The organism is Pseudomonas sp. Ag1 (genome assembly GCF_000278565.1).
Lineage (GTDB): Bacteria > Pseudomonadota > Gammaproteobacteria > Pseudomonadales > Pseudomonadaceae > Aquipseudomonas.
The window spans coordinates 20,329-32,968 of the sequence record NZ_AKVH01000073.1 but is presented as its reverse complement, the minus strand read 5'-3'; the positions used below and the strand labels follow the sequence as shown (position 1 = coordinate 32,968).

Below are 12,640 nucleotides of genomic sequence, written 5' to 3'. Positions count from 1 at the left end.
TGGCTTTGTAATGTGGATGCGTGATTACCGCTTCCCACAACATTCCATTACATTTGCGCGTACTCCTGGCTGAAGTTTCGGCTATCTCCTGCCTTTTGAGTTTCGGACGAATTGCCCCATGGCCAAGCAAGACCACCTGCTGATCGTTGATGACGACCCGCAAATCCGCCAATTGCTGTGCGACTACCTGAGTGACGCCGGCTTCCAGGTGTCCACCGCCGGCGACGGCAAGGAAATGCGCCGCCGCCTGGCGCTGAATGTCATCGACCTGATCGTCCTCGACCTGATGTTGCCCGGCGAAGACGGCCTGAGTTTGTGCCGCGAATTGCGCGTCAGCTCCAACACGCCGGTGATCATGCTCACCGCCAAGGGCACGCTGATCGACCGGATCGTCGGCCTGGAAATCGGCGCCGACGATTACCTGCCCAAGCCGTTCGACCCGCGGGAGTTGCTGGTGCGGATCAAGGTGGTGCTGCGCCGGGTGCAGAGTTTTCCGGACCGGGCGCGGCTCGATGAAGCACCGAGCATCAGCTTTGCTGGCTGGCAGCTGGACACCCGGGCCCGCCAATTGCTTTCGCCGGAAGGCGTGGTGGTCAGCCTCGGCAACTCCGATTACCGGGTGTTGCGCCTGTTGTTGCAGCATCCCAACCGGCCGCTGAGCCGCGACTTTTTGCTCAACCACGTGTTCGACAAAGACAGCACGCCGTTCGACCGCTCGATTGATGTGTGCGTCAGCCGACTGCGCTCGCAGTTGCCGGCCGGGTTGATCAAGACCGTGCGCAACGAGGGTTACATGCTCACCGCCGACGACGTGGCGCTGCAATCGTGAAACTGCTGCCGCGTTCGCTGTTCGGCCGGCTGGTGCTGATCCTGGTCAGCGGCATGCTCGCGGCCCAGGCCCTGACCAGCAGCATCTGGTACGACATGCGCCACGGCCAGGTGCTGGAAATCCCCAGCCGGCTGATCGCCACGCGGCTGGCGGACGTGGTGCGGCTGGTACACAGCGATCCGGCGCAGGCGGATCTGCTGATCAAGCTGCTCGATACGCCGCGCTTTCGCCTGACCCTGAGTGACCAGGCCAGTGATGTGACAAGCAGCATCAGCGACAGCGACCAGGCCACCGAGCGCTTGCTGAATAAAGTGCTCTCGGAGAAAACCGGCTACACCCAGAACCTGCATCTGTTGAGCCTCAAGTTGCTGGATGCCGAGGGCCAGCATGCCGGGCTGTCGACTCTGCTCAGCTCCAGGCCTGTGGTGGGGCAATTCCTGATTGACCTGCGTTTGCCGGACGGGCGCTGGCTGCAGGTGCAGGCCACCGAGGAACAAGGCTGGACCAGTACTTCGCCGATGGACTTGCTGTTCGATTACGTGATGCGCATTTATCTGCTGCGGGTATTGGTGCTGGTGATCATTGCCCTGGTGGCGGTGCGCCTGGCCATTCGCCCGCTCAACGCCCTGGCCAAGGCTGCCGAAGCCTTGGGCCGGGACATCCAGCGGCCACCGCTGGCCCTCGATGGGCCCACCGAAGTGCGCCGTGCCGCCCAGGCGTTCAACGCCATGCAGCAGCGGCTGATCGCCAATATCGCCGAGCGCACGCGCTTCCTGGCGGCGATTTCCCACGACCTGCGCTCGCCCATTACGCGCCTGCGGTTACGTACGGAAATGCTCGACGACAACCGCACCAAGGAACGTTTTCGCAGCGACCTGGAAGAAATGGAGCACATGGTTTCCAGCACCCTGGACTTCGTCAGCAGCGGCGAAATCAACGAGAAGCGCCAGAACATCGACATCAACGCCTTGCTGCAAAGCTTGCAGGCGGACCTGCAGGACGTGGGCGAGACGGTGACGATAGAAGGGCGAGCCAAACAGCCATTGCCGGGGTATGCCCGCAGTCTCAAGCGTTGCGTGCAGAACCTGCTGGAGAACGCGGTGCGTTATGGCTCCGAGGTGGTGGTGCGGGTAGAAGACAAGGCGGACAGCTTGAAGATTGTCATCAGCGACCGTGGGCCGGGGATTCCCCAGGAACAACTGGAACAGGTGATGGAGCCGTTTTACCGGGTGGAAGGCTCACGCAATGTGGAAACCGGTGGTTACGGGCTGGGGCTGAGTATCGCGCATACGATCGCCAGTGCCCATGACGGGCGGTTGAGCTTGAGCAATCGGGAGGGTGGGGGGTTGGAGGTGGTGGTGTTGTTTCAACGCAAATCGCAGCCTTGAAATGCAGACTAAATGTGGGAGCGGGCTTGCTCGCGAAAGCGGTGTATCAGTAACAGAGAGGTTGACTGACACTGCGCTTTCGCGAGCAAGCCCGCTCCCACATTTGGATGTGCAGTGTTTCGAGAATCGGGTTTCTTAACTCAAGCCCCGTGGCACTTCTTGAATTTCTTCTCGCTGCCGCACGGGCAAGGATCGTTACGACCCACGTCCTTCAACGTATTGCGCACCGGCTCCTGGTGAGCGTGGCCGCAGTTCGGGCCGTGGACATGGCCGTGGTCGTGATCATGATGATCGTGATCGTGGTTGCAGTCGGGACCATGGACATGGGGTTGCTGAGTCATCGATGTCGCTCCGGAATAAAATCGCCGGGGATTATCTCGCCATTGCGCAACACCTGCACGTCGTTCCCGATAAATAAACCGGTTTTCAACTCGCCTTCAAGACGATAGGGCACGGGATCGCGCGGATTTTTCAGCATGTCGACCACATCGCGGATCTGCGGCCACAGGTTGGTGCGCACCGATACCCGGAAAAAAGCGTGGCTGTGGGGTGGCACGGTCAGCCATTCGTTGGACTCGCCTTCGGTCAGCACCATCGTGCCGAGGCTGACCTTGTAAACCAGGCCGCGTACGGTCAGGTCGTTGTCGTCACGGTTATCCACGCGGAAATACAGCTTGAACTTCTGCTCCAGCAACTTGACCCGCACGGGGTCGACCTTGACCAGACGCACCTCGGGGGCGGGCGTATCGTCGGCGAACCACGACGCGCAGCCGGAGAGCCCCAGCATCAATGCCAGCAGAAGGCTGTAAGTCCTGAATACCCGCGCCTGAGAAACCATGCCGTTACTCCGTGTGAAGAGTCAGCATAGCAAGCGAGAGCCTGTCGGGTATCAATGAATGTCAGAGGTAGCCGGAACAGCACTTCTTGAATTTCTGCCCGCTGCCACACACGCAGGCGTCATTACGCCCGGCCTTCACGTCCACTGTCGGGTCGATAAAGTACCAGTGCTCATTGTTCTGTACGAAAGATGAGCGCTCGCGGTGGCTGTGTTCGCCGGTGCTGTCATGCCAGCGAGCGGTAAAGGTCACGAAGGCGTGTTCCGGCTGGCCGCCGAACACCTCGGAGCTTTCCACTGAAAGGCCCAGCCAGGTGCTTTGGGCGCTCCAGGCGCCGATGGCGGCCGTGTCCAGCCCGGCTTGCTGCGCAGGCAGGGTGGTTGCCACCAGGTAGTCCACCAGTCCCAACACGTAGGCGCTGTAGCGCGAACGCATCAGCGCTTCGGCGCAGGGGGCCGGGTGGCCGGCGTGATAATGACCGCAGCAGGCATCCAGCAGGTTGCCACTGCCGCAGGGGCAAATGGATGTACTCATCGGGTTACCACCAATACTTTCCAAAGTTTTGCGGGTTGGCCCAGAAGCGGGCGTTCAGCCAATCCGGCACCTGTTTATAGTCAAGCAGATCATAGGTAAACAGCGTCAAAACCTGATCGTCGCGCTGGAAACGCTCGCTGGCTTGCAGGGCCAGGGAGAAGAAATCGGTGTCTTTCCAGTGGCAGGCCTCCAGGTCCACCAGCACCGCAATGCGACTGGCATTGAGGTTGCGGATGCCCCCCAGCAGGGTCAGGCCCGCAGGTTTTGACAGGTGTTCCAGGCAACCGACCGCCAGTGCCAGGTCAAAACGCTGGGCCGCGAGGTCGGTGGGCAAGGGGCCGGGCTCGGCGAAGGACACCACGGTATCCGGGTGTGCTTCCTTAAAGGCATCCAGCGCCGGGAACTGGCTGGCGCCCAATAACAGCAGGCGTTTGGGCGCGTGAAGATCAAGCAGCGCAGCGAGCGCTTGCTGGGGTGTACGGGAAGAAATACCGGCAGTCATCGAAGATCCTCACATCAGGACCGTAGAGACTAGCCTGCCTGAGCGTGCGGGCCTAGAGCGGGCGGCGAGAATAAACCGCTCGGCCCAATGAATACTGGGGTGTGACACGCTGGCGCAGATGAAAAGAGCCGTCTTTACTCCACTCGTCGGCCCCCGCCGATCCCCTCAGGAGAAAGTCAGATGAGCATCATGCGGACAGCTCTACCCTTGGTTCTGCTAACCGGAGTATTGACAGGTTGCGCAGGCTTGCAAAAAACCGACTGGCCCACCTGTGCCGCCGTCGGCGGTGTGACAGGTGCTGCCATTGGTGCGACCCAAAGCTCGTCCTATGCAGGCTACGGCGCACTGCTGATTGGCGGCATGGCTGGCGCCTATTGCTGGGTGCATGGCGACGGTGACGAGGACGGCGATGGCGTACCGGACAGCCGCGACAAGTGCCCTGGCACGCCAAAAGGCGTGCAGGTCGACGCCAATGGCTGCCCTCCGGTGCCGGTAGCGGTGGTTCAAGAGGAAGTGGTGGTGGTCAAGGAAGAAACCATCGTGATTCGTGACGTGCACTTCGAGTTCGACTCCGCGAAGCTCACGGCTGCCGACAAAACCAAGCTCGACGTGATTGCCACCCGCCTGAAAAAAGAGGCCCCGAGTGCGCAGCTGCGCGTCAGCGGGCATACCGACAGTGTCGGTAAAGATGCCTACAACCAGAAACTCTCTGAACGACGCGCTCATTCGGTGACCGACTACCTGGTCAGTTCCGGCATCCCGCGCAGCAGTTTTGTCTCCGTGACCGGCGCCGGCGAAAGCCACCCCGTAGCCGATAACAAAACCGCTGATGGCCGCGCGCTGAACCGCCGCGTGGAAATTCAGATCAACCGCTGACCCCGCCTCAAGGCCCCTGTGGAATCCCCAGGGGCCCCTTCATCAATTTTTTAATCCTTCACTGGCACAACGCCTGTAGAAGTCGTTACTGTGCGCCCAAAGAATAATGTGCAAGGGGAGCGTGCGGGATGAAGGTGTTTTGGGGGCTGGGTAAATTATTGACGTTGCTGTTCTGGGGCGTGGTGGTGGTCAACCTGATCACACCGCTGATCAACCCGTTCCACCTGTTGGTCAACCTGGCCGGCAGCCTGTTGTTGCTGACCCATGTTCTGGAACTGCTGTTGTTCAACGGCAGTGTGAAAACCCGTGCCCATCCCTGGCGTGACCGCTTGCAGATCCTGCTGGTGGGTATGTTCCATGTGCAGAGCTTTTCGACGCCGACACCGGCTAATGATGTAAACAAGGAGGCCAATCATGCGTAAGGTTTTTCTGTTGGCCCTGCTGGTCAGCCCCATTGCCCTGGCCCAGAGCGTCAGCGTCGAGACCAACTCGTTGATGCGCCTGCCCAACAGCAGTGGTGTGTTGCAACTGGAGCGACTGGACGTGGCGGATTACGGCACCTTGCTGATTCCCGCCAATATCACCCAGGTGACGGTGGATGAACTGCACCTGGGCCGCGACGCGCGAATCGCCATCGTGCCCGGTAGCACCACGTTGCAACTGCAGGTGCGTCAGGCGCAGCTGGAGCAGGGCAGTCAGATCACCTCACGCGGCGCTCCCGGTACCCATGAGCGCCCGGCCAAGGCGGGGCGTGACCTGGTGTTGCGGATTAACTCGCTGACGGCCGATGAGCTGTCGGTGGATGCCCGCGGTGGCGCGGGTGCCCAGGGTTATGCCGGGCTGGATGGTGCCAACGGCGAAGACCCGGGCTGCACCTGGGGTTCGGCCGGGCGCGGTGCCAATGGCGACAACGGCGGCGACGGGCTGCCGGGCGCGGCGGGCGCGCAGGTCCGTGTGGAATTGCCGCAGGACTTCCCGGGCGAGAAGATCAAGGTCTGGGTGGACGGCGGAGCCGGTGGTTTGGCGGGCACGGCGGGCAAGCCGGGTAAAGGCGGGCAGTCCAAGGGGTGCCTGGTGTACCGCGCGGATGGCGGCGAAAAGGGCCGGGCCGGGCTGGAAGGGCAGCCGGGGCCAGCGGGGCCTGCGGGTGCTGTGACCATTCAGAGGCTCTGAGGCGACTGGCCTGACGCTTTCGCGAGCAAGCCCGCTCCCACATTTTAAACGCATTCCAAATGTGGGAGCGGGCTTGCTCGCGAAAGCGGTCTACTAGGCGCTTCAGAACATCGGCCGTGCCGAAGCAATCGCCACCAGCACCAACCCCACTATCAAGTTGATCCCCACCAATTTACGAATCTGCCCCAAGGCCGCAGCCCCGGCCGACCAATCCTCAGCCGCCACCGCCACGCGCAGCTCCGGCAACTTCAGCGCCTGAATCCGGATAAACAGCGCCGTCATCACCACATACAACCCCATCATGACCTGTACATAACTTGGCGCGGTCTCAAACCCGCTGAAGCGCAGTTGCAGCAGGCCGACACCGCTGATCGGCAACACCAGCACCGCCACCCAGACCCACACGAAAAAACGTTGAAACACATTTACCCAGAGTTTCAGCCGGGCCGGCCCGTCCAGCGCGGCCATGGCGGCGGGGCGCAGGATCATCCAGGCGAAAAACATACCGCCGACCCAGATCAGGGCGGCCAGTACATGCAGGGTGTAAGCGAAGCTAAAGACGGTCATTGGGGTACTCCGTTCTGCGCGGGATTAATTAGCGGGGTATGATAGCGGCCGATCCGAACCACTGAAAATTTATCCAGCGTTTTTTGCGCCCGACTATCCATGATCAGCACTGAACTCAAAACCACGATCCAGGGCGCCTACTCGCGTTTTCTCGAAGCCAAGAGCTTGAAACCGCGGTACGGCCAGCGCCTGATGATCGCCGAAGTCGCCAAGGTCCTCGGGGATATCGACACCGACGACGAAGGTCGGCGCAGTGGCGACCCCGCCGTGGTGGCCGTCGAGGCCGGCACCGGTACCGGTAAAACCGTGGCCTACAGCCTGGCGGCGATCCCCACCGCCAAGGCCGCCGGCAAGCGCCTGGTGATTGCCACCGCCACCGTCGCCCTGCAAGAGCAGATTGTCTACAAGGACCTGCCCGACCTGATGCGCAACAGCGGCCTGAATTTCACCTTCGCCCTGGCCAAGGGCCGTGGGCGCTATATGTGCCTGTCCAAGCTCGACGTGCTGTTGCAGGAAGGTCACGCGCAAACCGCCACGGCCTCGCTGTTCGAAGAAGAAGGCTTCAAGATCGAAGTCGATGAGGTCAGTCAGAAGCTGTTTACCAGCATGATCGAGAAACTGGCGGGCAATAAATGGGACGGCGACCGCGACAGCTGGCCCAATGCCCTGGAAGACGCCGACTGGGCACGCCTGACCACCGATCACAGCCAGTGCACCAACCGTCATTGCCCCAACTTCGGCCAGTGCGCCTTCTACAAGGCCCGGGAAGGCATGGGCAAGGTAGACGTTATTGTCACCAACCATGACATGGTCCTCGCCGACCTGGCCCTGGGGGGCGGCGCCGTGTTGCCCGACCCGCGCGACACACTCTACGTGTTCGACGAAGGCCATCACCTGCCCGACAAGGCCATCGGCCACTTTGCTCACTACACGCGGCTGCGCTCCACCGCCGACTGGCTGGAAACCACGGCCAAGAACCTCACCAAGTTGCTTGCCCAGCACCCGCTGCCGGGCGACCTGGGCAAGTTGATCGAGCAGGTGCCGGAGCTGGCGCGGGAGATCAAGACCCAGCAGCAATTCATGTTCAGCGCCTGCGAGCAGGTGGCAGACTTCAAGCCCGGCGAAGACGTGGAAGGCCGCGAACGGCCGCGCCATCGTTTCGTTGGCGGGCTGATCCCCGAGCACATGCGCGAAATGGGCGTCGAGCTGAAAAAGGGCTTTTCGCGCCTGACCGACTTGTTCACCCGTCTCACCGATTTGCTCAAGGAAGGCATGGATGGCGAGGTCAATATCGGCATCGCCAGCAATCAGGCTGAAGAATGGTACCCGCTGTTTGGCAGCCTGCTGTCCCGTTCCCAGGGCAACTGGGAGTTGTGGACCGCCTTTACCGTCGAAGACCCGGAAGACAACCCGCCCATGGCCCGTTGGCTGACCCTGTCGGAAAGCGGTGCGCTGTTCGATATCGAGGTCAACGCCAGCCCGATCCTGGCGGCGGAAATGCTCCGACGCAATCTGTGGAACGTGGCCTACGGTGCCTTGGTCACCTCGGCTACGCTGACGGCCCTGGGCACCTTCGACCGCTTCCGCATGCGCGCCGGGCTGCCGAAGAAGGCCGTCACCGCCGTGGTGCCCAGCCCGTTCCATCACGCCGACGCCGGTGTGCTGCGGGTACCGGACCTCAAGGCCGACCCACGGGATGCGCCGGCCCACACGGCGGCGATCATTCGTGACCTGCCCTCATTGGTAGAGGGTTCCCGGGGCACGCTGGTGTTGTTCTCGTCCCGCAAACAGATGCAGGACGTGTTCGACGGCCTCGACCGTGACTGGCGCAAGCAGGTGTTTATCCAGGGCAACCTGTCGAAACAGGAAACCCTGAACAAGCACAAGGCGCGGGTGGATGGCGGCGATTCCAGCGTGCTGTTCGGCCTCGCGAGTTTCGCCGAGGGTGTGGATTTGCCCGGTGCCTACTGCGAACACGTGGTGATCGCCAAGATCCCGTTCTCGGTGCCGGATGATCCGGTGGAAGCCGCGTTGGCCGAATGGATCGAAGCCCGGGGCGGCAATCCGTTCATGGAGATCTCGGTGCCGGACGCTTCCTTGAAACTGGTCCAGGCCTGCGGCCGCCTGCTGCGTACCGAAGAAGATCGCGGCACCATCACCTTGCTTGACCGGCGTCTGGTTACCCAGCGCTATGGGAAAGCTATCCTGAATGCTTTACCGCCGTTTCGGCGGGAAATTTCTTAAGGCCCAGTGGGCGAATTCGCCCACTTTGTGGTCTATCTCACCATCGCTTCACGTCATCAGGCCAGTCACCGGCCGTTTGGGAGAACCTTGTTCACATGATTCGCACGCTGCCCGCTGTTTTTGCCCTGTTGTTTGCCGCGCCATTGCTGGCTGCGCCTGCCGGGCAACAAACCTTGTTCAACTTTGTACGGCCCGCCGATGTGGTCAAGGTGGCGACCCAGGACGCCAGCCTGCCGCAATACAACGCCGAACAAACCGCTGAAGGCGAAGTACTGCGCCGTATCACCTTCAACCCGGCGGCCGAACCGAGCCTGGTGCTCAGCCCGCAGACCGGCGCCTGGGACTGGTCGCAATCCGGTGCCATGAGCCTGCGGATTCAAAGTGCGATGGACTGGGCGCTGACCCTGTACGTCAAGGTGCAGAGCAATGACGGCCGAACGCTGTTCAGCCGTATCGACCTGCCAGCCGGTCCCGCGCAAACGCTGTTGATTCCGCTGCAAGCCAACTCGCCCCTGAGCCAGGGGATGAAGGCCGGCCCGCCGATGCCGATCACTGTCGATGGCCAGCGCGTGCTGCTGGCCAGCAGCGAAGGGGAGATCGACCGCAGCCAGATCGTGTCGGTGACCCTGTCGATGATCAAGCCGAACGTTGCCCAAAGCATCTTGCTCGAACGCTTTGGCGTGCAGGACATCGCGCCGGTACTCAAGGCTACCTACAGCGATCTGGTGGACGCCTATGGGCAGTCCACCCGCGCCCGGTGGCCGGAGAAAGTCAGCAGCGACGAGCAGTTGAGGGCCGCAGCGGTCAAGGAACAGCAACAGCTCAAGGGCTGGCTGGCCGAGCGCGACAAGGCCTCCCTGGACAAATTCGGCGGCTGGAACAAGGGCCCGGCCTTTGACGCCAGCGGCTTTTTCCGCACCGAGAAGCGCGACGGGCGCTGGTACCTGGTGACACCGGAAGGCCATCCGTTCTACTCCCTGGGCGTCAACACCGTCGCCCCGGACAACAGCCAGACCTACGTGGCGGGCCGCGAATGGATGTTTGCCGCGCTGCCCAAGGCCGGCGAGCCTTTCGACAAATACTACGGCAGCGGTGACAGCCGCAGCGGCAATGGTGCCGATCAGGGGCGCAGCTTTAATGTCGGCCGCTGGTACGACTTCTATGGCGCCAACCTGCAGCGTACCTATGGCCAGCCGTGCGTGCCGCCGGCACCTTGTGCTCCGGAAGGTTTCGACCAGAAACGCTGGGTCAGCCACACCCTCGACCGCCTGCGGGCCTGGGGTTTCAATACTGTCGGCAACTGGAGTGCGCCGCAGCTGGCGACCGCCGACCGCGTGCCTTACACCTTGCCACTGTCGATCGTCGGTGATTACGCGAGCATCAGCACCGGCACCGATTGGTGGGGCGGCATGCCCGACCCGTTCGACCCGCGCTTCGCCATGGCCACCGAGCGTGCGGTGGCAATTGCCGCCCGTGACCATCGAGACGACCCGTGGCTGATCGGCTTCTTTGCCGACAACGAACTGGCCTGGGCCGGTCCCGGTGATGATGCGAAATCCCGCTACGCCCTGGCCTACGGCACCCTGCGCATGACCACCGACGTGCCGGCCAAGCGCGCGTTTCTCAAGCAATTGCGCGACAAGTACCGCAACCAGGAGGGGCTTTCCAGGGCCTGGGGCATCGAGCTGCCCGCCTGGGAACTGATGGAAGACCCAGGCTTTGTGCCGCCAATGCCAAGCCCGGAGCACCCGGAAATCGAAGCGGACTTCAAGTACTTCCAGAAGACCTTTGCCGACGCCTACTTCAAGACCATCTCCGATGCATTGAAATGGCATGCGCCCAACCAGCTGTTGCTGGGTGGCCGATACGCGGTCAGCACGCCGGAAGCGGTGGCGTCCTGCGCGCAATATTGCGATGTGCTGAGCTTCAACATGTACACCCTCAAGCCTCAGGACGGCTACGACTTTGCGGCCCTGCGGACGTTGGACAAGCCGGTGCTGATCACCGAATTCAACTTCGGCTCGGCGGACCGCGGCCCGTTCTGGGGCGGCGTGACGCAGTTGGCCCGGGAAGAGGACCGTGGGGTTGCCTACGCCAACTTCCTGAAGCAGGCCATGGCCGAGCCGTCGATTGTCGGCGTGCATTGGTTCCAGTACCTGGACCAGCCGGTTACCGGCCGTTTGCTTGACGGCGAAAACGGCCATTTCGGTCTGGTCGGCATCACCGATGTGCCGTTCCAAGGGTTTGTCGACAGTGTGCGCAAAAGTAACCTGGCTGCCGTCGATCAACTGGGCAAGGAAGCCGAAAAGGCCAAGGCTGCCGCAGCGGTCCACGCCGGTGAGGGCGGCAAGCCCGGGCGTGAAGGCAATGCAGCAGCGCCGGGTGCAGAGCATTCCGGCGGGCATTCCGGCAAAGGTCATTGATGGGGCTGATCGACGAGAGCGGGTTCACAAATCGCTCAATGGCTGGAACAATGTCGGCCACTTTCTGTAGTACTTTTCCAAGGGGGCTTAGGTGCAGATTCAGGGTCATTACGAGCTTCAATTCGAAGCGGTGCGTGAAGCCTTCGCCGCGCTGTTCGACGACCCTCAGGAACGTGGTGCCGCGCTGTGCATCCAGATTGGCGGCGAAACCGTCGTCGACTTGTGGGCCGGTACCGCCGACAAGGACGGTGCCGAGGCCTGGCACAGCGACACCATTGCCAATCTGTTCTCCTGCACCAAGACCTTTACGGCCGTCACGGCGCTGCAACTGGTGGCCGAAGGCAAGTTGCAGCTGGATGCGCCGGTCGCCAAGTACTGGCCGGAGTTTGCTGCCGCGGGCAAGGAAGCCATCACCCTGCGCCATCTGCTCTGTCACCAGGCCGGGTTGCCGGCCCTGCGTGAAACGCTGCCCGCCGAAGCCCTGTACGACTGGCAGATGATGGTCGACGCCCTCGCCGCCGAAGCGCCATGGTGGAAGCTCGGGGAAGGGCACGGTTATGCGGCGATTACCTATGGTTGGCTGGTGGGCGAGTTGCTGCGCCGCGCCGACGGTCGTGGGCCGGGCGAGTCCATCGTGGCCCGGGTTGCACGGCCACTGGGCCTGGATTTTCATGTGGGGTTGGCAGATGAAGAGTTTTATCGAGTTGCCCATATAGCCCGAGGCAAGGGCAATGTTGGCGATGAGGCGGCACAACGTTTACTTCAAGTAACGATGCGCGAGCCGACGGCGATGACTACCCGTGCATTTACCAATCCACCGTCTATTCTGACCAGCACTAATAAACCCGAATGGCGGCGTATGCAGCAGCCAGCGGCAAATGGTCACGGTAATGCGCGAAGTCTGGCGGGTTTTTATAGTGGGCTGCTCGACGGTAGTTTGCTGGAAGCCGATATGCTCGAAGAGTTGACCCGCGAACACAGTATCGGCCCGGATAAAACCTTATTGACACAAACCCGGTTCGGGCTGGGTTGCATGTTGGATCAACCGCACGTGCCAAACGCCACGTTCGGCCTTGGCCCACGGGCCTTTGGGCATCCCGGGGCCGGTGGTTCGGTGGGGTTTGCCGATCCGGAACATGATGTAGCCTTTGGTTTCGTGACCAATACATTGGGCCCCTATGTACTTATGGACCCGCGGGCGCAAAAGTTGGTAAGAATATTGGCCGGTTGTCTGTAAATAGCTTGCTGTCTTGCGTTTTTTTGTTACA

13 protein-coding genes are annotated in these 12,640 nt (G+C 61.8%); 8 read left to right on the top strand and 5 right to left on the bottom strand.

Going from position 1 to position 12,640, the window contains the following annotated elements; genetic code table 11:
- Positions 1 to 118 precede the first annotated feature (118 nt).
- Positions 119 to 829 carry a response regulator gene (locus A462_RS26725; protein WP_003213692.1) on the top strand — a complete coding sequence of 237 codons (711 nt, stop codon included), beginning with the start codon at positions 119 to 121 and terminating at the stop codon, positions 827 to 829.
- Positions 826 to 2,217 (top strand): ATP-binding protein, encoded by a 1,392-nt coding sequence (locus A462_RS26730; protein ID WP_008432109.1) that lies wholly within the window; start codon positions 826 to 828, stop codon positions 2,215 to 2,217. Before A462_RS26725 ends, A462_RS26730 begins: the two co-directional genes overlap by 4 nt.
- Positions 2,218 to 2,357: 140 nt before the next feature.
- Here the strand turns inward: A462_RS26730 and A462_RS33095 are convergent, their stop codons facing one another.
- From A462_RS33095 to A462_RS26750, 4 genes are all read right to left on the bottom strand, one after another.
- On the bottom strand, positions 2,358 to 2,558 hold the full coding sequence (locus tag A462_RS33095) for an SEC-C metal-binding domain-containing protein (protein WP_003213695.1): 201 nt from the start codon (positions 2,556 to 2,558) through the stop codon (positions 2,358 to 2,360).
- Complete coding sequence (locus tag A462_RS26740) at positions 2,555 to 3,055, bottom strand: LEA type 2 family protein (protein ID WP_003213697.1); 501 nt, start codon at positions 3,053 to 3,055, stop codon at positions 2,555 to 2,557. The genes A462_RS33095 and A462_RS26740 overlap by 4 nt, the downstream gene beginning before the upstream one ends.
- Before the next feature lie 61 nt (positions 3,056 to 3,116).
- Entirely contained in the window at positions 3,117 to 3,587 is a 471-nt protein-coding gene (locus A462_RS26745) for a YchJ family protein (protein WP_003213699.1), read from the bottom strand.
- Between the two features lie 4 nt (positions 3,588 to 3,591).
- Positions 3,592 to 4,089, bottom strand: coding sequence for a DUF6231 family protein (locus tag A462_RS26750; protein ID WP_008432105.1), 498 nt, complete (start codon positions 4,087 to 4,089; stop codon positions 3,592 to 3,594).
- 180 nt (positions 4,090 to 4,269) lie between these two features.
- On the opposite strand from A462_RS26750, the gene A462_RS26755 reads away from it, so the two are divergent.
- The 3 genes from A462_RS26755 (at position 4,270) to A462_RS26765 (ending at position 6,138) form a co-directional block, all read left to right on the top strand.
- Entirely contained in the window at positions 4,270 to 4,965 is a 696-nt protein-coding gene (locus A462_RS26755; RefSeq protein ID WP_008432103.1) for an OmpA family protein, read from the top strand.
- 128 nt (positions 4,966 to 5,093) lie between these two features.
- Positions 5,094 to 5,387: a DUF1145 domain-containing protein gene (locus A462_RS26760; protein WP_003213705.1), complete on the top strand. Its 294-nt coding sequence runs from the start codon at positions 5,094 to 5,096 to the stop codon at positions 5,385 to 5,387.
- Positions 5,380 to 6,138, top strand: coding sequence for a hypothetical protein (locus A462_RS26765; RefSeq protein WP_003213707.1), 759 nt, complete (start codon positions 5,380 to 5,382; stop codon positions 6,136 to 6,138). Before A462_RS26760 ends, A462_RS26765 begins: the two co-directional genes overlap by 8 nt.
- A gap of 102 nt (positions 6,139 to 6,240) precedes the next feature.
- Here A462_RS26765 and A462_RS26770 read toward each other — a convergent pair whose 3' ends face one another.
- Positions 6,241 to 6,705 (bottom strand): CopD family protein, encoded by a 465-nt coding sequence (locus tag A462_RS26770; RefSeq protein WP_008432099.1) that lies wholly within the window; start codon positions 6,703 to 6,705, stop codon positions 6,241 to 6,243.
- 99 nt (positions 6,706 to 6,804) lie between these two features.
- Between A462_RS26770 and dinG the strand changes: the two genes are divergently transcribed.
- The 3 genes from dinG (at position 6,805) to A462_RS26785 (ending at position 12,609) form a co-directional block, all read left to right on the top strand.
- The gene (gene dinG / locus A462_RS26775; RefSeq protein WP_008432096.1) at positions 6,805 to 8,949 is read left to right on the top strand and encodes an ATP-dependent DNA helicase DinG; all 2,145 of its coding nucleotides are present in this window, start codon (positions 6,805 to 6,807) and stop codon (positions 8,947 to 8,949) included.
- Between the two features lie 95 nt (positions 8,950 to 9,044).
- Entirely contained in the window at positions 9,045 to 11,372 is a 2,328-nt protein-coding gene (locus tag A462_RS26780; protein WP_008432094.1) for a beta-galactosidase, read from the top strand.
- A 91-nt stretch (positions 11,373 to 11,463) separates the two neighbouring features.
- The gene (locus A462_RS26785) at positions 11,464 to 12,609 is read left to right on the top strand and encodes an EstA family serine hydrolase (RefSeq protein ID WP_003211696.1); all 1,146 of its coding nucleotides are present in this window, start codon (positions 11,464 to 11,466) and stop codon (positions 12,607 to 12,609) included.
- Positions 12,610 to 12,640 lie beyond the last annotated feature (31 nt).

Coding starts and splice junctions, on each gene's coding strand:
- A462_RS26750 (WP_008432105.1), bottom strand. CDS start 4,089: ATGACTGCCGGTATTTCTTCCCGTACACCCCAGCAAGCGCTCGCTGCG.
- A462_RS26725 (WP_003213692.1), top strand. CDS start 119: ATGGCCAAGCAAGACCACCTGCTGATCGTTGATGACGACCCGCAAATC.
- A462_RS33095 (WP_003213695.1), bottom strand. CDS start 2,558: ATGACTCAGCAACCCCATGTCCATGGTCCCGACTGCAACCACGATCAC.
- dinG (WP_008432096.1), top strand. CDS start 6,805: ATGATCAGCACTGAACTCAAAACCACGATCCAGGGCGCCTACTCGCGT.
- A462_RS26765 (WP_003213707.1), top strand. CDS start 5,380: ATGCGTAAGGTTTTTCTGTTGGCCCTGCTGGTCAGCCCCATTGCCCTG.
- A462_RS26745 (WP_003213699.1), bottom strand. CDS start 3,587: ATGAGTACATCCATTTGCCCCTGCGGCAGTGGCAACCTGCTGGATGCC.
- A462_RS26770 (WP_008432099.1), bottom strand. CDS start 6,705: ATGACCGTCTTTAGCTTCGCTTACACCCTGCATGTACTGGCCGCCCTG.
- A462_RS26740 (WP_003213697.1), bottom strand. CDS start 3,055: ATGGTTTCTCAGGCGCGGGTATTCAGGACTTACAGCCTTCTGCTGGCA.
- A462_RS26760 (WP_003213705.1), top strand. CDS start 5,094: ATGAAGGTGTTTTGGGGGCTGGGTAAATTATTGACGTTGCTGTTCTGG.
- A462_RS26755 (WP_008432103.1), top strand. CDS start 4,270: ATGAGCATCATGCGGACAGCTCTACCCTTGGTTCTGCTAACCGGAGTA.
- A462_RS26780 (WP_008432094.1), top strand. CDS start 9,045: ATGATTCGCACGCTGCCCGCTGTTTTTGCCCTGTTGTTTGCCGCGCCA.